Annotated in this window: 17 protein-coding genes; 13 read left to right on the top strand and 4 right to left on the bottom strand. The window is 72.3% G+C overall.

Features of this window, described 5'->3' with window-relative positions; genetic code table 11:
• Positions 1-94: 94 nt before the first annotated feature.
• Positions 95-1,273 carry a lactonase family protein gene (locus E2C06_RS30510; RefSeq protein WP_133292351.1) on the bottom strand — a complete coding sequence of 393 codons (1,179 nt, stop codon included), beginning with the start codon at positions 1,271-1,273 and terminating at the stop codon, positions 95-97.
• A gap of 151 nt (positions 1,274-1,424) precedes the next feature.
• On the opposite strand from E2C06_RS30510, the gene E2C06_RS30505 reads away from it, so the two are divergent.
• The 5 genes from E2C06_RS30505 to E2C06_RS30485 all read left to right on the top strand — a co-directional run bounded on the left by E2C06_RS30505 (position 1,425) and on the right by E2C06_RS30485 (position 5,931).
• Positions 1,425-2,357 carry a 2-dehydro-3-deoxygalactonokinase gene (locus E2C06_RS30505; protein ID WP_206664762.1) on the top strand — a complete coding sequence of 311 codons (933 nt, stop codon included), beginning with the start codon at positions 1,425-1,427 and terminating at the stop codon, positions 2,355-2,357.
• Complete coding sequence (locus E2C06_RS30500; protein WP_133292353.1) at positions 2,354-2,977, top strand: 2-dehydro-3-deoxy-6-phosphogalactonate aldolase; 624 nt, start codon at positions 2,354-2,356, stop codon at positions 2,975-2,977. The genes E2C06_RS30505 and E2C06_RS30500 overlap by 4 nt, the downstream gene beginning before the upstream one ends.
• Before the next feature lie 75 nt (positions 2,978-3,052).
• Entirely contained in the window at positions 3,053-4,114 is a 1,062-nt protein-coding gene (locus E2C06_RS30495) for a TRAP transporter substrate-binding protein (RefSeq protein WP_133292350.1), read from the top strand.
• On the top strand, positions 4,115-4,609 hold the full coding sequence (locus tag E2C06_RS30490; RefSeq protein ID WP_133292349.1) for a TRAP transporter small permease subunit: 495 nt from the start codon (positions 4,115-4,117) through the stop codon (positions 4,607-4,609). It begins immediately after the preceding gene.
• Positions 4,609-5,931, top strand: coding sequence for a TRAP transporter large permease (locus E2C06_RS30485; RefSeq protein WP_133292348.1), 1,323 nt, complete (start codon positions 4,609-4,611; stop codon positions 5,929-5,931). Before E2C06_RS30490 ends, E2C06_RS30485 begins: the two co-directional genes overlap by 1 nt.
• On the opposite strand, the gene E2C06_RS30480 is transcribed toward E2C06_RS30485, so the two are convergent.
• Entirely contained in the window at positions 5,900-6,721 is an 822-nt protein-coding gene (locus E2C06_RS30480) for an EAL domain-containing protein (protein ID WP_133292347.1), read from the bottom strand. The genes E2C06_RS30485 and E2C06_RS30480 overlap by 32 nt on opposite strands.
• Positions 6,722-6,911: 190 nt before the next feature.
• On the opposite strand from E2C06_RS30480, the gene pcaF reads away from it, so the two are divergent.
• The 5 genes from pcaF (at position 6,912) to E2C06_RS30455 (ending at position 12,363) form a co-directional block, all read left to right on the top strand.
• Positions 6,912-8,120: a 3-oxoadipyl-CoA thiolase gene (gene pcaF / locus E2C06_RS30475; RefSeq protein ID WP_133292346.1), complete on the top strand. Its 1,209-nt coding sequence runs from the start codon at positions 6,912-6,914 to the stop codon at positions 8,118-8,120.
• A gap of 176 nt (positions 8,121-8,296) precedes the next feature.
• Positions 8,297-9,451 carry a bifunctional 3-oxoadipate enol-lactonase/4-carboxymuconolactone decarboxylase PcaDC gene (pcaDC, locus tag E2C06_RS30470; RefSeq protein WP_133292345.1) on the top strand — a complete coding sequence of 385 codons (1,155 nt, stop codon included), beginning with the start codon at positions 8,297-8,299 and terminating at the stop codon, positions 9,449-9,451.
• Positions 9,448-10,794 carry a 3-carboxy-cis,cis-muconate cycloisomerase gene (pcaB, locus tag E2C06_RS30465; RefSeq protein ID WP_133292344.1) on the top strand — a complete coding sequence of 449 codons (1,347 nt, stop codon included), beginning with the start codon at positions 9,448-9,450 and terminating at the stop codon, positions 10,792-10,794. Before pcaDC ends, pcaB begins: the two co-directional genes overlap by 4 nt.
• A 68-nt stretch (positions 10,795-10,862) precedes the next feature.
• Positions 10,863-11,492: a uracil phosphoribosyltransferase gene (gene upp, locus E2C06_RS30460; RefSeq protein ID WP_133292343.1), complete on the top strand. Its 630-nt coding sequence runs from the start codon at positions 10,863-10,865 to the stop codon at positions 11,490-11,492.
• Positions 11,493-11,559: 67 nt separating this feature from the next.
• A complete protein-coding gene (locus E2C06_RS30455; protein WP_133292342.1) occupies positions 11,560-12,363 on the top strand; it encodes an enoyl-CoA hydratase in 804 nt (267 codons plus the stop codon).
• Between the two features lie 66 nt (positions 12,364-12,429).
• Here E2C06_RS30455 and E2C06_RS30450 read toward each other — a convergent pair whose 3' ends face one another.
• Both E2C06_RS30450 and E2C06_RS39850 read right to left on the bottom strand, forming a co-directional pair.
• Positions 12,430-14,013 (bottom strand): ABC transporter substrate-binding protein, encoded by a 1,584-nt coding sequence (locus E2C06_RS30450; RefSeq protein WP_369126550.1) that lies wholly within the window; start codon positions 14,011-14,013, stop codon positions 12,430-12,432.
• A 73-nt stretch (positions 14,014-14,086) separates the two neighbouring features.
• The gene (locus tag E2C06_RS39850; protein WP_133292341.1) at positions 14,087-14,914 is read right to left on the bottom strand and encodes an alpha/beta fold hydrolase; all 828 of its coding nucleotides are present in this window, start codon (positions 14,912-14,914) and stop codon (positions 14,087-14,089) included.
• A 120-nt stretch (positions 14,915-15,034) separates the two neighbouring features.
• On the opposite strand from E2C06_RS39850, the gene E2C06_RS30440 reads away from it, so the two are divergent.
• Genes E2C06_RS30440 through E2C06_RS30430 form a run of 3 tightly spaced genes read left to right on the top strand, consistent with a single transcriptional unit; the run spans position 15,035 to position 18,485 of the window.
• Positions 15,035-16,798 (top strand): AMP-binding protein, encoded by a 1,764-nt coding sequence (locus E2C06_RS30440; protein ID WP_133292340.1) that lies wholly within the window; start codon positions 15,035-15,037, stop codon positions 16,796-16,798.
• Positions 16,795-18,075: a thiolase family protein gene (locus E2C06_RS30435; RefSeq protein WP_133292339.1), complete on the top strand. Its 1,281-nt coding sequence runs from the start codon at positions 16,795-16,797 to the stop codon at positions 18,073-18,075. The genes E2C06_RS30440 and E2C06_RS30435 overlap by 4 nt, the downstream gene beginning before the upstream one ends.
• Entirely contained in the window at positions 18,072-18,485 is a 414-nt protein-coding gene (locus E2C06_RS30430; RefSeq protein ID WP_133292338.1) for an acyl-CoA thioesterase, read from the top strand. The genes E2C06_RS30435 and E2C06_RS30430 overlap by 4 nt, the downstream gene beginning before the upstream one ends.
• Positions 18,486-18,604: the final 119 nt, after the last annotated feature.

Here is an 18,604-nt window from a genome sequence, read left to right as displayed (position 1 = left end):
GGTGGGTCCCGCCATGGCGAGCCTCGCCCCGGCCCGGCCGCAGGCGGCGCGCGGCGGCTGAACCCGGCCGGCGCCCGGCCCGCCGCCGGACCGGCTACCGCGCCGGCCGCTGTGCCAACCGCAGCGCCGCCGAGCCGCCCGAGACCTTGAGCCGCGGCCCGCCCTCCGAAAGCTTGCCGTCCTCGGCGACCTTGAGGACCGAGATGTCCCGGTCCGTCATGTTGCCGACGAAGAGCGTCCGCCCGTCCGGCGCGAAGGCGGCGCCCTGCGCCCAGGTGCCGACCCTCGCCTCCGACACCACCGAAAGGCGCATCCCCTCCACCTTCAGCAGCTTCACCAGGCCCGGCCCGAAGAAGGGCGAGTTCGCCGGCTTGTTGGAGCCGTTCATCACCGTGACGGCCAGGTGCCGCCCGTCCGGGCTGGCGATGATGCCCTCCGGCGTCTGGCCGACGCTGATGGTGTCGACGATGCGGAAGGGCTCCTTGGTCAGGTCGACCAGGCTGACGGTATCCGCGTCGCCGGTGCCGCGGCCGATATTGGCCACCACCGCCCAGCGCCCGTCGGGCGCGACCGTCAGCCCGTAGGGGCGGACGCCGGTGGTGATCTCCCGGTCCAGCTTGGTGACCTTGTCGCCCTCCACCCGCAGCAGGTTCAGCATGTGGTCGCCGTTGCGGGTCACCAGGGCGAAGCGGCCGTCCGGGGTGAACTCCACGTGGCTGACCTCGGAGGCGACGGTGCCGATATCGACCTTGCCGGCCGGCGTCACCTGGCCGTGGGCGATGCGGAAGACGCTGACCGTCCCCTCCGCCCGGTTGGCGACCAGCGCCAGGGTGCCGGCGCGGTTGATCGAGATCCCGGCCGGCGCGGCGCCGGTCGGCAAGGTGGCGAGCAGCCGCGGCGGGGTGGCGGTGAGATCGACGACCGACAGGCTGTTGCCGGGCAGCAGCTTGCCCGGCTCGGCCGGGTTGGGCCGCTGGTTGGCGGTGACCAGCGCCAGCCTCTCGTCCGGGGTGACGGCGACGGAGCTGGGCGGGCCGACCACGCTGGCGGGAATGGCGATCTCCGCCTTCAGCGCCGGCGGGCTGGCCGAAAGGTCGAAGACCGAGAGGGTGTCGGGCTGCGGGTCTCGCAGGGTCCGCACCGCCCCGTTCTCCAGCATCATCTTGTTGTCGTTGGCCGAGAGCAGCAGCTGGGCGCGGGCGGCACCGGGGACCAGCAGGGCCGGCGCGGCAAGGGCGAGCGCGGCGGCGCCGGCGAGCAGCAGGTGTTTCATGGCGTGAGGCTGATCCCCCGATTTGACCACGAGTGTCGGGCTTTGGACGCGGGCTGTCCAGGTGGGTGGTTGCGCGGACGGTTGCCTGCTTCGCCAGCCGCGATCCGCGCGCGGGGCCCGGCAGGCCGGCCGCCCGGCGACGAGAGGGCGGGTGCGCGGCGCCACCGGCCGGGCTAACCTCCGCCGCATGATCGGCATCGATTGGGGCACCACCGCCTTCCGCGCCTACCGGCTGGACGACCGGGGCGAGGTCCTCGACGGCATCGACCGCGCCGCCGGCATCCTGACCATCCCGCCGGGCGGCTTCCCCGCCGCCCTGCAGGAGGCCATCGGCCCCTGGCTGGCGGCGGGCGAGACCCGCATCCTGCTCTGCGGCATGGTCGGCAGCCGGCAGGGCTGGGTCGAGGCGCCCTACCTGCCCTGCCCCGCCGGCCCGGCGGCAATCGCCGCCGCCGTGGTTCGGCTGGACTTCGCCGGCGTCGATTGCGTCCTGGTCCCCGGCCTCACCGCGCGCGACGCCGGCGGGGTGCCCGACGTGATGCGGGGCGAGGAGACCAAGCTGGTCGGGCTGCTGGCCGAGCTCGGCCAGGCCGCGGCGCTGGTCTGCCTGCCCGGCACCCACAGCAAATGGGCCCGGCTCGAGGCCGGCCGGATCGCCGGCTTCGCCACCCAGATGACCGGCGAGACCCGCGCCGTGCTGCTGCAGCACAGCATCCTCGGCCGGCTGGCCGAGCCGGGTCCCGGCGACGAGGCGGCCTTCCTGCGCGGGGTCGCCCGCGCCGGGGAGGCCGGCGGGCTGCTGCACCACCTCTTCGGCACCCGCGCGCTCGGGCTGATGGGCGAGCTGCCGGCGAGCGGCACAGACAGCTACCTCTCCGGCCTGCTGATCGGCCACGAGCTGCAGGCGGTCCTCGCCGAAGGCGTCCCCACCGGGCCGATCCACCTGGCCGGCAGCGAAACCCTGGCCCGGGCCTATGCGCTGGCCTTCACGGCACAGGGCCTGAGCTTCACCCGGCACGCCGACGACATCGTCGCGCGCGGCCTGGCCCGGATCGCGGAGACGGTTGCATGGTCCCCGGCATGAATACCCTGACCGACTGGCTCGCCCGCTGCCCGCTGGTCGCGATCCTGCGCGGCCTGACGCCGGAAGAGGCCATCCCGGTCGGCGAGGCGCTGGTCGAGGCCGGCATCGTGGTGCTCGAGGTGCCGCTGAACTCGCCCGAGCCGGTCGAGAGCATCCGCCGCCTGGCGCGGCATTTCGGCGACCGCGCCCTGGTTGGTGCCGGCACGGTCATGACCGCGCTTCAGGTCAGCGAGATCGCCGCGGCGGGCGGGCGGCTGATGGTGACGCCGCATGCCGACCCTGGCCTGGTCCGCGTGGCGAAGACCCGCGGCCTGCTCGCCGCGCCCGGCTTCTTCACCCCGGCCGAGGCCTTCGCGCTGCTCGCCGCCGGCGCCGATGCGCTGAAGCTCTTCCCGGCCGAGGCGGCCTCCCCCGCGGTGCTGCGGGCGCTGCTGGCGGTGCTGCCGAAGGGCACTGCGGTGCTGCCGGTCGGCGGCATGTCGGCCGAGACCATCGGGCCCTGGCGCGCCGCCGGGGCGCAGGGCTTCGGGATCGGCTCCTCGCTCTACAAGCCGGGCGATGCCGCCGCGACGGTGGCGGCCAAGGCGAGGGCCCTGGTGGACGCCCTGCACGGCGGTTGAACCCGCCCGGCCGATCGGCCATATCGCGCAACGAGGCGGCCGCACATGGCCGCCGAGGTCCAGGAAACGCCAAAGATGCATCGTCGTACCGCCCTCGGCCTGGGCACGTCCCTGGGCGTGGCCCTCGCCCTGCCCGCGCTCCGTGTCGCCAGGGCCCAGGGGCAGGCACCGGAAATGACCCTGCGTCTGCATCACTTCCTGCCCGCTGTTTCCAACGTCCACCGCTTCTTCCTGGTCCCCTGGGCGAACAAGGTCGCGGCGGACAGCCAGGGCAGGCTGAAGATCCAGATCTTCCCGGCGATGCAGCTCGGCGGCGCGCCGCCGCAGCTCTTCGACCAGGCGCGCGACGGCGTCGCCGACATCATCTGGACCCTGCCCGGCAACACCCCCGGCCGCTTCCCGAAGGTCGAGGTCTTCGAGCTGCCCTTCGTCTCGCACAAGCGGGCGATCGTGAACTGCCTGGCAATCCAGGAATACGCCGATGCGGTGCTGCAGGACGAGTTCCGCGAGGTGCACCCGCTCTGTGTCTGGGGGCATGGCGAGGGGCTGATCCACAGCCGGAAGCAGGTCACCACCATGGAGGACCTGGCCGGCATGAAGCTCCGCTTCCCCTCCCGGCTGAACGGGGAGGCGCTGCGGGCGCTCGGCGCCGCGCCGGTCGGCATGCCGGTGCCGCAGATCCCGGAAGCCATGACCCAGGGCGTCATCGACGGCGCGGTGGTGCCCTGGGAGGTGGTGCCGAGCATCCGCCTGCAGGAGATGGCGAAGTTCCACACGGAGATCCCCGGCAGCCCAACGCTCTACATCGCCACCTTCATCCTGGCGATGAACAAGGCGAAGTACGAAGGCCTGCCGCCCGAGTTGCGCGCCGTGCTGGACGCCAACAGCGGCGCCGTCGCCGCCCGCATGGCCGCCGTCCCCTGGGACGAGCGCGGCCCGATCGTCGAGGCCGAGGCGAAGAAGCGCGGCAACACCGTCACCGTCATCTCGGAGGCCGAGAAGGCCCGCTGGGTCGAGAAGACCAATGCGGTGGTCGACAACTGGGTGGCCGGGTCGAAGGAAAAGGGCTTCGACGGCGCGGCGCTGCTGGCCCAGGCCCGCGCGCTGGTGGCGAAGCACGGCGCCGGCATCGCCTGAGTGTCGGATGACCCGGCGCCGCCGCGCGGCCCCGTCCCGTGGCTGGCCTCGGTCCTGGCGCTGGCCGGCGGCGCGACGCTGCTGGCGACCGCGCTGCTCACGACCTACAGCGTGGTGCAGCGCTGGATCACCCGCCAGCCCGTGCCCGGCGACTTCGAGCTGGTCTCGCTCGGCGCCGGGCTCTCGGTCATGGGCTTCCTCGCCTACGGCACGGTCATGCGCAGCAACATCCTGGTCGACAGCTTCTCCGGCTGGCTGCCGCGCCGGGTGAACGAGGTCGTCGACGGTTTCTGGATGCTGGTCTGGGCGGCGGTCGCGGCGGTGCTGGCCGAGCGGCTGTTCGTCGGGGCGCGGGAGACGCTGCGGAGCGGCACCACCACCATGGTGCTCGGCCTGCCGACCTGGTGGGCAATCGGGCTCGGCGCGCTGGCCTTCGCGGCAACGGCGCTGGCGGCGCTCTACTGGGTGCTGCGCTTCATGCGGGGGCGCGGCTGATGGCGCCGGAATTCCTCCAGGCGGCACTCGGCTTCGCCGCGCTGCTCGGGCTGATCGCGCTGCGCTGCCCGGTCGGGCTGGCCATGCTGCTGGTCGGCGCCGGCGGCTACCTGTCCATCGTCGACCTGGCGACGCTGCTGAACTACCTGAAGACCACGCCCTGGCACCTCTTTGCCAACTACACCCTCTCGGTCATCCCGCTCTTCATCCTGATGGGCGCGATCGCCGAGCGCGGCGGGCTGGCGCGCGACCTCTTCACCGCCGCCAATGCGCTGATCGGCCACAAGGCTGGCGGCATGGCGATGAGCGTGATCGGCGCCTGCGCCTGCTTCGGCGCGGTCTGCGGCAGCAGCGTGGCGACCACCGCGACCTTCGGCCGCGCGGCGCTGCCGGAACTCCGCCGCTACGGCTACGACGCGGGCCTGTCGACCGGCACCATCGCGGTCGGCGGCACGCTCGGCATCCTGATCCCGCCGAGCGTCATTCTGGTGGTCTATGCCATCAGCACCGAGCAGAACATCGCCAAGCTCTTCATGGCGGCGCTGGTCCCCGGCGTGCTGGCGACGCTTTTCTACATCCTGGCGATCGCCCTGCTGGCGCGGCTGCGGCCGGCGCTGATGCCGGCGGCGGCCCGCGTCACCGGGGCGGCGAAGCGCCAGGCCATGCGCAACGTCGTCCCCGTGCTGCTGATCGCCGTGGTGGTGGTCGGCGGCATCTATGGCGGCGTCTTCACGCCCACCGAAAGCGCCGCCATCGGCTGCGTCGCGACCCTCGCCGTCGGCGGCCTGCGCGGCACCCTCAGCCCGCGCCAGGTGCTGGAGGCGCTGCAGGCGACGGCCGAGACCACGGCGATGATCTTCGTCATCCTGCTGGGTGCGGAGGTGTTCAACGCCTTCCTCGCCCTGACCTCGGCGCCCGAGCTGCTGGCGATGTGGATCGGCGAGCAGGGCTGGCCGCCCTTCGGCGTGCTGGCGGTGCTGCTGCTCGCCTACATCGTCCTCGGCGCCGTCATGGACGAGCTGGCGATGATCCTGCTGACCCTGCCGATCTTCTTCCCCGTCGTCACCGCGCTCGACTTCGGCCTGACCACCGAGGAGACGGCGATCTGGTTCGGCATCCTGGTGCTGGTGGTGGTTGGCATCGGCCTGACCGCGCCGCCGATCGGGCTGAACGTCTTCGTGGTCTCCTCGCTCGCGCGCGACGTGCCGATCGCCCGGACCTATCGCGGCGTGCTGCCCTTCCTGGCGACCGACCTGGTGCGGCTCGGGCTCTGCGTCGCCTTCCCCGCGCTCAGCCTCTGGCTGGTCCGGCTGCTGAGCTGAGGCTGGCGGGCAGGGTCGCCGCCGGCAACGTCCGGAAGCCCGGGCGGGCGAAGAGGTAGCCCTGGAACAGGCCGATGCCGATCCCGCGCAGCGCGACGTACTCGTCCCTCGTCTCGATGCCCTCCGCGATCACCGCGATGCCGAGTTCCCGGCAGGCCTGCACCGTGCTGGCAAGGATCACCCGCCGCCGGCGGTCGGTGTCGCAGCCGCGCACCAGCCCCATGTCGAGCTTCACCAAGTCCACCCGCAGGTCGGCCAGCAGCGCCAGCCCGGCATTGCCCGCGCCGAAATCGTCGATCGCCAGGGTGAAGCCCATCGCCCGGTAGGTCTGGATGATGGATTGCAGGTGGCGCGGGTCGGTCACCTTCTCCCGCTCGCTCACCTCGAAGATCAGCAGCCCGGTCGGGAAGCCGAGCCGCTTCGCCGCGGCCAGCGTCGACCTCATGCAGGTAACCGGATCGAGGATGGCGTTCGGCAGGATGTTCAGCGACAGCTTCGCGCCGGTGGCGGGCAGGCCGAGCCGGCTCGCCTCCTCGATTGCGGCGATTCGACAGGCCTTGTCGAGGGCATAGACCGCGGCGGGCGGCACCTGGTCGAGCACCCAGGCGGCGCCCTGCCCGTCCGGCCCGCGCACCAGCGCCTCATGCGCCAGGGTGGCGCCGCCGCGATCGGCATCGATGATGGGCTGGAAAGCCGTGGCGAGCTTGAAGCCGAGGCCATGCCCGGTCCCGCAGCCCTCGCAGGCGGTGGTGGCGGATCCGGCCGGCCGCCTGGGCCTTTCAATCGCCATGGCGATGACTTTCAAGTTGCAAGTCTGAAGGCTGTGCCGTCCCAAGGCAGGCCGTACATGGGCACTCCGCCGGCCCGCCGCGCGCGCCTCGCGGCAACGGCATCCCTCGCCGCGTGGCCGCGGGGCGGGGCGTTGACCAGGACCGGCGCCGGGGGCAAGTCTCGCCCCACCCAAAGGGAGAAGAGCCGCCATGGCCGACGCCTATGTCTGCGACGCCGTCCGCACCCCGATCGGCCGCTATGCCGGCGGCCTCGCCCCGGTCCGCGCCGACGACCTCGGCGCCATTCCGCTGCGCACGCTGATGGCGCGCAATCCCGGCGTCGACTGGGAAGCGGTGGAGGACGTGATCTACGGCTGCGCCAACCAGGCCGGGGAGGACAACCGCAACGTCGCTCGCATGGCCCTGCTGCTGGCCGGCCTGCCCGCCAATATCCCCGGCAGCACCGTCAACCGCCTCTGCGGCTCGGGCATGGACGCCGTCGGCATCGCCGCGCGCGCCATCAAAGCGGGCGAGTGCGACCTGATGCTGGCCGGCGGGGTCGAGAGCATGACCCGCGCCCCCTATGTTCAGGGCAAGCAGGCCGAGGCCTTCGGCCGCGCGCCCGAGATCTACGACACCACCATCGGCTGGCGCTTCGTCAACCCGAAGATGAAGGCGGCGCACGGCGTCGATTCGATGCCGGAGACGGCCGAGAACGTCGCGCAGGACTTCCAGGTCAGCCGCGCCGACCAGGACGCCTTCGCTTGGCGCAGCCAGCAGCGCGCGGGCAAGGCGCAGGCCAGCGGCCGCTTCGCGCAGGAGATCGTCGCCGTCGAGATCCCCCGCCGCAAGGGCGATCCCGCCCGCGTCGAGCATGACGAGCATCCCCGCCCCGACACCACGCTCGAGGCGCTGGCGAAGCTGCCGACGCCCTTCCGCAAGGAGGGCGGCAGCGTCACCGCCGGCAATGCATCCGGCGTCAACGACGGCGCCGCGGCGCTGATCGTCGCCTCCGAGGCGGCGGTGAAGAAGTATGGCCTGACGCCGCGCGCCCGCGTCGTCGCGGCGGCGACCGCCGGCGTCGCGCCGCGGATCATGGGCTTCGGCCCGGCCCCGGCGACGCGGCGGGTGCTGGAGAAGGCCGGGCTCAGGCTCTCCGAGATCGACGTCATCGAGTTGAACGAGGCCTTCGCGGCGCAGGCGCTGGCGGTGACGCGCGACCTCGGCCTGGCGGACGATGCGGACCACGTGAACCCGAACGGCGGCGCCATCGCCCTCGGCCACCCGCTCGGCATGTCCGGCGCGCGGCTGGTGATGACGGCGGTGCAGGAGTTGCAGAACCGCCAGGCGCGCTATGCCCTGACCACGATGTGCATCGGCGTCGGCCAGGGCATCGCCATGGTCGTCGAGCGCGTCTGAGGGAAGGAAGGCTGGGGGAGAAGGTATTCTCCCCCAGCCCCCTCATCCATTCCTGTGAGTCTGGCAGCCGACGCGTGACGGCACCCGACCCACAAAAAGGAAGGGAGGGGCTTGGGGAGGGAATGCCTGTTTCCCTCCCCAGCCTTGCTTCCTGTCCCACCAAGGGGGCCTAAGCCATGTTCTGCCAAATTGGCGACATCGCCATCCACGCCACGGTCGAGGGCCCGCCGCAGGCGCCGGCGGTGCTGCTGCTGCACTCGCTCGGCACCAGCCTGCACATGTGGGACCCGCAGGCCGCGGCGCTGGCGACGCATTACCGCGTGATCCGCATGGACATGCGCGGCCACGGGCTGACCGAGGCGACGCCGGGCCCCTACACCATGGCGATGCTGGCGCAGGATGCGCTCGGGCTGCTCGACAGCCTCGGCATCGCCGAGGCGCATGTCGGTGGCGTCTCCATCGGCGGGCATATCGCGCTGCAGATGGCGGCCCGCGCGCCCGGCCGCGTCATCTCGCTGATGCCCTGCGACACCGCGCTGGAATTCGGCGGCGCCGCCAACTGGCAGGACCGCATGGACCTGGTCGCCAAGGGCGGCATCGCCGCTGTGGCGGATGCAACCATGGGCCGCTGGGTGCTGGACCATTCGCTCGCCTCCTCGAAGGGGCTGAAGCGGATGCTGCTCGGCACCGACCCGGCGGGCTGGCTCGGCTGCGCTGCGGCGCTGCGCGACACCAGTGCCGCCGGCATCGCCGGGAAGGTCGCGTGCCCCACCACCATCCTCGTCGGCGACCGCGACCAGTCGACGCCGCTTTCGGCCGCCGAGGCTATCCGCGACGCCATCCCCGGCAGCGCGCTCGTGCTGATCCCCGAGGCCGCGCATATCCCGAATTTCGAGCAGGACCACGCGGTGACCCGCGCCGTCCTGCACCACATGGACCGCGTCACCGCCCTGCCCGCCGCCGCCGCGGAGGCCGGGATGGCGATGCGCAAGCGGGTGCTGGGGGAGGCGCACGTGGCGCGCTCCGAGGCCGCGCTGACCGCGATGGACGCGCCCTTCCGCGACTTCATCCTGGAAGGCGTCTGGGGCCGGGTCTGGACCCGGCCGGGGCTTTCGGTGCGCGACCGCAGCCTGCTCTGCCTCGGCATCCTCTCGGCGCTCCACCACCACGACGAATTCCGCCTGCATGCCCGCGCCACGGCCAATACCGGCGTGACGCCGGAGGAGATCGCCGAGGTGCTGCTGCAGGTCGCGGCCTATGCCGGCGTGCCCAGCGCCAATACCGCGCTGAGGATCGCCAAGGAGACCCTGAAAGAGATGCAAGCCCAATGAGCGTCAACCCCGCCGACAGCCCCGTCCTCGGCGCCCTCTACGGCACCGACGCCATGCGCGCTGCGATGGGGGAGCGCGCCTTCCTCGCCCGCATGCTCGAGGTCGAGGCGGCCCTCGCCCGCGCCCAGGCAAGGCTCGGCATCGTGCCGGAGGACGCGGCGCGGGCGATCACCGCGGCCGCCGCCGACGTGGACCGGCTGGACCTGCCGGCGCTGGCGGCGGCGACGCGCAACACCGGCTACCCCGTGGTCGGGCTGGTGAAGCAACTCAGCGCCCTGGCGGGCGCCGAGGCCGGCCGCTGGACCCATTGGGGCGCCACGACGCAGGACATCATGGACAGCGCCGTGGTGCTGCAGGTCCGGGACGGCCTGGCGCTGGTCGGCGCGGAGCTGGAGGCGGTGATCGCCGGCCTCGCCCGCATGGCCCGCGCGCACCGCTCCACCGTCATGGCCGGGCGCACCCACCTGCAGCACGCCCTGCCCGTGACCTTCGGCTACAAGGCGGCGGTCTGGCTCTCGCCGCTCGTCACCATGCGCGAGCGCCTGGCGCAGCTCCGCCCGCGGGTCGAGCGGGTGCAGTTCGGCGGCGCCGCCGGGACCCTCGCCTCGCTCGGCGACCAGGGGCTGGCGGTGCAGGCGGAGCTGGCGAAGGAGCTCGGCCTCGCCCAGCCCGACATCCCCTGGCACGTGGCGCGGGACGGGATCGTCGAGGCCGTCGCCTTCCTCGGCCTGGTCACCGGCGCGCTGTCGAAGCTCGCCACCGACGTCATCCTGCTGATGCAGACGGAAGTGGCCGAGGTCGCCGAGCCGCACCAAGAGGGGCGCGGCGGATCCTCGACCATGCCGCAGAAGCGCAACCCGATCTCCTGCGAATACATCATCGCCCAGGCGCGCGGGGTGCACGCGCTGGTGCCGCAGATGCTGGCCGCCATGGCGCAGGACCAGGAACGCGGCACCGGCCCCTGGCAGGCCGAGGCCCTGGCGGTGGGCCAGGCCTTCACCCTGGCGCATGGCGCGCTGGCCTGCGCCCGCGTCCTGGCCGAGGGGCTGACGGTGGACGCGGCGCGGATGCGGCGGAACCTGGAGTCCACCGGCGGGCTGATCGTCGCGGAAGCCGTGATGATGGGCCTCGCCCCGGTGATGGGCCGCGGCGAGGCGCACCATGTCGTCCACCACGCCTGCGACGTGGCGCTGGCCGAGGGCGTTCCGTTGGCCGAGGCGCTGCTGCGCGACGCCCAGGTGGCCGACAAGCTTTCCGCCGGCGAGGTGGCGCGGCTGACCGACCCCGCCGGCTATCTCGGCGCGGCGGAGGCCTTCATCGACCGGGTGCTGGCGCGCGCCTGACGCGGCGGCTTCCTTCCAGCGCCGGCAATGCTACAGCAGGACCTGGCCTGGCCCCGGAAGGACCCGCGATGAGGGAAGTTCACGTCGTCGACCACCCGCTGGTGCAGCACAAGCTGACCCTGATGCGGGAGGCCGAGCGCACCACCAAGGGCTTCCGCCAGCTGCTGAACGAGATCGGCATGCTGCTGGCCTACGAGGTCACCCGCGACCTGAAGCTGGAAGACGTCGAGATCGAGACCCCGCTGACCCGGATGCAGGCGCCGAAGCTGGCGGGCAAGAAGCTGGTCTTCGCGCCGATCCTCCGGGCCGGCGTCGGCTTCGTCGACGGCATGCTGGAACTGGTGCCGAGTGCCCGCATCGCGCATATCGGCCTGTACCGCGACCCGAAGACCCTGCAGGCCGTCGAGTACTACTTCAAGGCGCCGCCCGATGTGGCGGAACGGCTGGTGATCGTGCTGGACCCGATGCTGGCCACCGGCAACAGCGCGGTCGCCGCGATCGACCGGCTGAAGGAACGCGGCTGCCGCGACCTGCGCCTGGTCTGCCTGCTGGCGGCGCCCGAGGGCATCGCGCATGTCCATGGCTCCCACCCCGAGGTGCCGATCTGGACCGCTGCGATCGACAGCCACCTGGATGCGCATGGCTACATCGTCCCCGGCCTCGGCGATGCTGGCGACCGGATGTTCGGCACGAAGTAGCCCGGTTGACGGCGCCCGGGGCCGCGCAGCAGGCTTCCCCGCGTCCAGGATGCGGGAGGATAAACATATGGCCTACACGGAGATCGCGGTGGAGCGGCGCGGCGCCGTCGCCTGGCTGTTCCACGACCGGCCGGAGATGCGCAACGCCGAGAGCAGCGTGCTGCTCGACGAGCTCGACGCGGCGTTGCGCGAGGCGGCGGCCGACGACGAGGTCCGCGTCATCGTCATCGGTGGCCGCGGCGACCATTTCTCCGCCGGGCACGACCTGAAGGAGGGTCAGGAGAAGCGCCAGGGCTTCTCGGTGGAACAGCGCTACGCCTATGAGGAGCGCCGCTACCTCGAATACTCCTTGCGCATCTGGGACTGCCCGAAGCCGACCATCGCCTGCGTCCAGGGCGCCTGCATCGCCGGCGGGTTCATGGTGGCGAACATGTGCGACATGATCGTGGCGTCCGAGGACGCCTTCTTCGCCGACCCGGTCTGCAAGACCCTCGCCGCCTCGGCGGTCGAGGTGCTGATGCACCCCTTCGTCATGGGACTGCGCGCGGCGAAGGAATTCCTCTTCACCGGCCGCCGCATGGGGGCGGAGGAAGCGCTGCGCCTCGGCATGGTCAACCGCGTGGTGAAGCGCCCGGAGTTGGAAGCAGCGACGCAGAAGCTGGCCGAGGACATCGCCTCGGCCCCGCCCTTTGCCATCAAGCTGACCAAGCGCTCGCTGAACCGCGCCGCCGACATGCAGGGCTTCCGCGACGCCATCAACGCGCATTTCGACACGCACCAGCTGGCGCATGTGACGGAAGAATTCCGCCGCACCCGCGAGGCCGGGCTTGCCGCGGCGATTGCGCGAGGGAAGGCGCAGACCGCGGTGTAGAGGAAGGCCGGGGAGAAGGTATTCTCCCCGGAACCCTCATTTACTTCTGGGAGTCCGGCAGCCGGCCTAGGCCTTCTTCACGCCCCAGAAGACCGGGAAGCCCTTCGAGACGCCCGACACGTTGGTACGGTAGGCGGTCGGCTGGATGAACTGGCCGACCGGCACGCTTGGCACCACCTGCATCGCCCGCACCTGCAGGTCGCGGCAGATCTTCTGCTGCGCCGCCAGGTCCGGCGCGTCGAACCAGGCGTTGCGAAGGTCCTCGAGCGGCTGGTCGACGCACCAGCCCGGCCAGGCCGAGGGGTCATTGCCGTTGCCGCGGGCGGCATAGTGGTTGGACGGGTCCATGTGGTCGGCACCCTCCCAGCCCGTGTTGAAGCAGGACCAGCCGCCCTGGTCGATCGGCCCCTTGTTGCTGCGCCGCTGCAGCATGGTGCCCCAGTCGGTCGCCACGAAGTCGACGTTGATGCCGATCTTCGCCATGGCATCGGCGGCGACCTCGCCGATCGCCTTGAACTGCGCGTAGTCGGTGGCGACCAGCATGGCGACCTTCTGCCCGGCATAGCCGGACTGCTTCAGCAGCTGCCTCGCCTTGTCATAGTTCCGCGGGCCCATCAGCGGCTCGAGCCCCGCCTCGCTCGCCATCGGCGTGTTCGGGCAGAAGATGCCGTGCGGCACGTGGTACATCGCCGCGTCGTCGCCGACGATCGCCTGCATGAAATCGGTCTGGCTGAAGGCATGGAGCAGCGCCTGCCGTCCCTCCGGCTTGTCGAACGGGGCCTGCAGGTGGTTCAGGCGCATCATGTTGACGGCACCGGTCGGGTTGATGACATCCAGCTTGACCTTGCGATCCTTCCTCAGCAGCGGGATCAGGTCGTGCGTCGGGTTCTCCCACCAGTCCTGCTCGCCCTGCAGGACGGCGGCGACCTTGGTCGCGGCATCGGGGATGGTGGTCCATTCGACCCGGTCGAAGTTGACGACCTTCGGCCCGGCCAGCCAGTCCGCCTTGCCGTCGGCGCGCGGGACGTACCTGTCGAACCTGACATAGACGTTGCGCGAGCCGGGGATGCGCTCATTGGCCAGGAAGCGGAAGGGGCCGCTGCCGACCATCTCGGTCATCTGCTTGAAGGGATCGGTATTCGCCAGCCGCTCCGGCATCATCGCCGGCATCGGCGAGCTCACCTTGCCCAGCGCCTCCGGCAGCAGCGGGAAGGGCTTCTTCAGGCGGAAGACGATGCGGCGGTCGTCGGGGGCGGAGAGTTCCTCGGTCGCCGCCATCAGCGCGCCGCCCAGTGCGTCGCGCTTCGACCAGCGGCGGATGGAGGCGACGCAGTCGCGCGCCGTCACCGTCTCCCCGTCGTGCCACAGCAGGCCGGGGCGCAGCGTCAGGGTCCAGAGCCTGCCGTCGTTCTCGACGACATGGCCCTCCACCATCTGCGGCTGCGGCTTGAAGTCGCTGTCCAGGCCATAGAGCGTGTCGAATACCATCTGGCTATGGCCGCGCGTGACATAGGCCAGGCTGCCATGCGGATCGATCGTGGACAGGTCGATCTGCGGGATGAACCGCATCACCTTGGCGCCCTGGGCAAGGGACAGGCGCGGCGCGGCGATCGCCGCCGCCGCCGTGGCCAGCACGGCACGGCGGGACAAGTGCGGAGTGGATTGGGTCACGACGCTCTCCTGATGGGGCGGGTGACCGGCGGCTTCCCTGTTGGCGGGAAGGCTAGACGGGGTCCGCGGCCGCGTCACTCCCCCCTGCCCCGAGCCGCGCCAGGAAAGTCCGCAGCGCCGCCAGCACCGCCTCCGGCGCCTCCGCCTGCGGAGCGTGCCCGATGCCGGGCAGCAGCAGCCGCTCGACCGGGCCGGCGGTCTCCCGCGCGATGGCGTGCAGTTGCTCGGGCGTGCCGTATTCGTCCGCCTCGCCCTGGATTGCCAGTACCGGCAGGCGGATGCGCCGGACCTCGGGGAGCAGGTCGAAGGCGGCGGGGAAGCGGGGATCGAGCCAAGCGCCGGCCCAGCCGTGGAAGGCAACATCCACGTCCCGGTGATGCCGCGCCAGCCGGGCGCGCAGGTCGCCGGCCGCGTAGCGATCGCGCGTCGCGGCGACGCCGGCCAGTCCCATTGGCTCGGTGAAGACGTGCGGCGCCACCAGGACCAGCCCCTGCAGCCGCGGATCGGGGCAGGCGCCGGCATGGATGGCGGCGATGGAGGCGCCGTCGGAATGCCCGAACAGGATGCCCCGGCGCAGCCCGGCCGCGTCGAGCACGCGCGGCAGCACCGCGGTCGCCTCGCGCCGCAGGTAGTCGAGCGGCCGCGGCAGGGCGACGGGGTCGGAGCCGCCATAGCCGAAGCGCGAATATGCGAGCACGCCCCAGCCGGTGGCCGCGGCCAGCCGCGCCGGGAAATCCCGCCAAAGGCCGAGGCTGCCGAGCCCTTCGTGCAGCAGGACGACGGTCGGCGCCGCTTCGGGCCCCTTTCCCCACCAGCCCGTCTCGAGCCGGCCTTCCGCCAGCAGGATCTCGCCCGGGCGATTGGGCGGGAATTCGCGCATGCCTGGTCTCCTGGTCGCGGCACCGGATCATGCGGCGTGGCTGGGCCTTGCGGACTCCGCCTGCCGCATGTTTCGTCGCCGCGGCGCCCCGGGCGGGCGCCGGCGGGGGAAAACGTGCCAATGACAGGGCAGATGCAGGCGCCACTCTTCGCGCCGCCGCGGATGGAGCGCGTCGCTCTGCCGGGCGGCGGCTGGCTGCTGCGCTCGCGCGAGCCGCTCGCCGCCCATGCGCCGCGCATCGCCGACTGGCTCTGGCATTGGGAGAGGGCGGCGCCGGAGCGGCCCTTCCTGCGGGAACGCGGGCCGGACGGCGCCTGGCGCGGCCCGGGATTCGGCGACGCCGCGGCGCAGGTCCGGGCGCTGGGTGCGGCGCTGCTGGCGCGCGGCCTCGGGCCCGGGCGGCCGCTGGCGGTGCTGTCGGGCAATTCGGTGCGGCATGCGCTGCTGGCCTTCGCGGCGCAGGCGGTGGGGGTGCCCTGCGCCGCGGTCTCCACCCCCTATTCGCTGCAGAGCGGTGATCTCGGCAAGCTGCGGCATGTCCTGCGCAGGCTCCGCCCCGGACTGCTCTTCGCCGAGGAGGCCGCGCCCTTCGCCCGCGCCCTGGCTGTGGAGGAGGCGGCGGGGATCGAGGTGGTCTCGGCCGCCGACTGGGATGCGCTGCTGGCGACGCCGGTGACGGCGGCGACGCATGCGGCGATCGCGGCCGTCGATCCCGACGGGTTGGCCAAAATCCTCTTCACCTCGGGCTCGACCGGCGTGCCGAAGGGCGTGCCGGCGACCCACCGGATGCTGGCGGCGAACCAGCAGCAGCTGGCGCAGGCCTGGCCCTTCCTCGGCCGCGAGCCGCCGGTGCTACTGGATTGGCTACCCTGGAGCCATGTCTTCGGCGGCAGCCAGAACCTCAACCTGGTGCTGCGCGGCGGCGGCACGCTGTGGATCGACGAGGGCCGGCCGATGCCGGGTGCCTTCGACCGGACTCTGGCCAACCTGGCGGAGGTGGCGCCAACGCTGCGCTTCGACGTGCCGCGCGGTCTGGCCCTGCTGCTGCCGGCGCTGGAGACGAATCGGGCGCTGGCCGCCGGCTTCTTCAGCCGGCTGCGCCTGGTCTTCACGGCCGGGGCATCGCTGCCCGAGCCGCAATTCCGCCGGCTGCAGGCGCTGGCCGCGCGGCACGCCCCGCGACTGGTGCCGGTGGTCTCCGGCTGGGGCCTGACCGAAACCTCCCCGGCGGCGACCAACGCGCACCGCGAGGATGCCGCGCCGGGCGGCATCGGCACGCCGCTGCCGGGGGTCGAGCTCAAGCTGCTTCCGGCCGAGGGGAAGACCGAGATCCGGGTGCGCGGGCCGAATGTCTTCCTCGGCTACCTCGACGACCCGGAGACGACCGCGGCGGCCTTCGACGCCGAGGGCTTCTTCCGCACCGGCGATGCCGTGACCTGGGTGGCGGAGGCCGATCCCGATCAGGGGCTGCGCTTCGACGGCCGGCTGGCGGAGGACTTCAAGCTTTCCTCCGGCACGCGGATCAATGCGGCGGAGCTGCGGCTGCGGGCCCTGGCGGCGCTCGGCGGGCTGGTGCGGGACGTGGTTGTGGTGGGGGCGGACCGCGACGAGGTCGGGCTGCTGGTCTTCCCGGCCGATCCCGCGGCGCTTGATGCAGCGTACCGGGCGGCGGTGCGCCAGGCGATCCGGGCGGTGAACGCGGCAGCGGGAGGCGGTTCCTCCCGCCGGGTCGCGCGTGCCATGCTGCTGGCGGAGCCGCCCTCGCTGGATGCGGGAGAGGTGACGGACAAGGGCTCGCTGAACGCGCGGGCAATCCAGGCCCGGCGGGCCGACGCGCTTGCCCGGCTGTACGACAACGAGGATCGGGAGGTGATAACGCCATGAACGTCGCGCTCGAGGCGGCCACGCCGGACTGGACCCGCTACGCCGATGCCGCACTGGTCGAGAGTTTCGCCGACGCCACGCTGGTGGCCGGGGCGCGGACACCCTTCGTCGACCTGAACGGGCCGCTGGCGCTGGTGTCGCCGACCGACCTCGGCATCCATGCGGCGCGGGCAGCGATCGCGCGGGCCGGGATCGACCCGGCGCGGATCGGCGTGACGGTCGCCGGCAACTGCACCCAGGCGAGCTTCGACAGCCTGTTCTTCGCCCGGCATATCGGCCTGTACGCGGGGATGGCAGACGACAAGCCGGCGCATGGGGTGCAGCGGCTCTGCACCACGGGGTTCGAGGCGATCGCTCAGGGCGCACGGGCGACGAGCGCGGGACAGGTCGAGGCGGCGCTCTGCGTCGGGACCGAGAGCATGAGCCGGGCGCCGGTCGCATCCTATACCTCGCGCGGCGGCTTCGGGCTGGGCCAGGTGGAGTTCAAGGACTTCCTTTGGGAGGCGCTCTACGACACCGGCTGCGCCACCGCGATGGGCGGCACTGCGGAGAACCTGGCCCGGCTGCACGGCGTCAGCCGCGAGGACACGGATGCCTATGCGGTGGCGAGCTTTGCCCGCGCGCTGGAGGCCCAGGCGGCCGGGCGCTTGGCCGAGGAGATCGCGCCGGTGGTCGAGGCGGTGTTCGAGGGCAAGGGGCTGAAACCTCGAAAGCTGTCGCTGCCGCGGAAGGTTGCGGAGGTTGCCGCCGACACGCATGTCCGGCCGACGCCGCTGGAGGCGCTGGCGAAGCTGAAGCCGGTCTTCGGCGGGGTGCAGACCGGCGGCAACAGCAGTGCGATCGTCGATGGCGCGGCGGCGGTGGTGCTCACCACGCGGGCAGCTGCGGCCGGGCTCGGCGGCAGCGCGGCTCTGGGGCGGGTGGTGGCAGCGGCCGCGGCAGGCGTGCCGGCCGAGGTGATGGGGATCGGCCCGGTGCCGGCGACAGTCGCGCTGCTGCGCAAGCTTGGGCTGGGCGCCGGGGATATCGACCTGTTCGAGATCAACGAGGCCTTCGGCGCGCAGGCAGAGGCGGTGCGGCGGGCGCTTTGCGTGCCACGCGAAAGGTTCAACGTGAATGGCGGGGCGATCGCCTTCGGGCACCCCCTGGCAGCGACCGGCGTGCGCTGCGTCCTGTCCGTGATGCTGGAGCTGAGGCGGCGCGGGCTGAAGCGTGGCATCGCCGGCGCCTGCGCCGGCGGCGGCCAGGGGATGGCGGTGCTGGTGGAGGTCGATTGAACCTCTTCACCCGAAGGATCCGCGTGCACTGGGGCGACTGCGACCCGGCGCGAATCGCCTTCCACCCCAACTTCATCCGCTGGATGGATGAGGGCTTCACCGAGATGGCGCTGGCGCGGGGCATCGACTTCGCCGCCTTGCAGCGGGAGGATGCGCTGTTCCGCGGCGCGCCGCTGGTCGATGTGCGGTGCGGCTTTCGCGCACCGGCGCGCTACGGCCAGGTGCTGGGGCAGGAGGTCGCGCCGCCGGTCTTCAGTGGCCGCAGCTTCCGCATCGTCCACCGCTTCGTGCTGCCGGACGGCAGGCTGGCCGCGGAGGGCGAACAGGTCAGGATTTGGGGGCGCGAGGTGGACGGCGTGCTGCGCGCGGTGCCGATGCCTGACACCGTGTGCGCCGCGTTCGCGGGCTGACCTCGGCGGACGGCAAAGGCGCTGGCCCGTTTGGGTCAGCGCCTTGTATTTGGATGCGGGGACAGGATTTGAACCTGTGACCTTCAGGTTATGAGCCTGACGAGCTACCGGGCTGCTCC

Origin of the sequence: Dankookia rubra (genome assembly GCF_004355005.1) — a bacterium.
Taxonomy (GTDB): domain Bacteria; phylum Pseudomonadota; class Alphaproteobacteria; order Acetobacterales; family Acetobacteraceae; genus Paracraurococcus; species Paracraurococcus ruber_A.
The sequence above is the reverse complement of the archived record's forward strand: the minus strand, read 5'-3'. Positions and strand labels throughout refer to the sequence as shown.

Excerpts from the sequence above, each read along its gene's own strand:
- E2C06_RS30510 (WP_133292351.1), bottom strand. The coding sequence starts at position 1,273 with ATGAAACACCTGCTGCTCGCCGGCGCCGCCGCGCTCGCCCTTGCCGCG.
- E2C06_RS30500 (WP_133292353.1), top strand. The coding sequence starts at position 2,354 with ATGAATACCCTGACCGACTGGCTCGCCCGCTGCCCGCTGGTCGCGATC.
- E2C06_RS30495 (WP_133292350.1), top strand. The coding sequence starts at position 3,053 with ATGCATCGTCGTACCGCCCTCGGCCTGGGCACGTCCCTGGGCGTGGCC.
- E2C06_RS30485 (WP_133292348.1), top strand. The coding sequence starts at position 4,609 with ATGGCGCCGGAATTCCTCCAGGCGGCACTCGGCTTCGCCGCGCTGCTC.
- E2C06_RS30480 (WP_133292347.1), bottom strand. The coding sequence starts at position 6,721 with ATGGCGATTGAAAGGCCCAGGCGGCCGGCCGGATCCGCCACCACCGCC.
- pcaF (WP_133292346.1), top strand. The coding sequence starts at position 6,912 with ATGGCCGACGCCTATGTCTGCGACGCCGTCCGCACCCCGATCGGCCGC.
- pcaDC (WP_133292345.1), top strand. The coding sequence starts at position 8,297 with ATGTTCTGCCAAATTGGCGACATCGCCATCCACGCCACGGTCGAGGGC.
- pcaB (WP_133292344.1), top strand. The coding sequence starts at position 9,448 with ATGAGCGTCAACCCCGCCGACAGCCCCGTCCTCGGCGCCCTCTACGGC.
- upp (WP_133292343.1), top strand. The coding sequence starts at position 10,863 with ATGAGGGAAGTTCACGTCGTCGACCACCCGCTGGTGCAGCACAAGCTG.
- E2C06_RS30455 (WP_133292342.1), top strand. The coding sequence starts at position 11,560 with ATGGCCTACACGGAGATCGCGGTGGAGCGGCGCGGCGCCGTCGCCTGG.
- E2C06_RS39850 (WP_133292341.1), bottom strand. The coding sequence starts at position 14,914 with ATGCGCGAATTCCCGCCCAATCGCCCGGGCGAGATCCTGCTGGCGGAA.
- E2C06_RS30440 (WP_133292340.1), top strand. The coding sequence starts at position 15,035 with ATGACAGGGCAGATGCAGGCGCCACTCTTCGCGCCGCCGCGGATGGAG.
- E2C06_RS30435 (WP_133292339.1), top strand. The coding sequence starts at position 16,795 with ATGAACGTCGCGCTCGAGGCGGCCACGCCGGACTGGACCCGCTACGCC.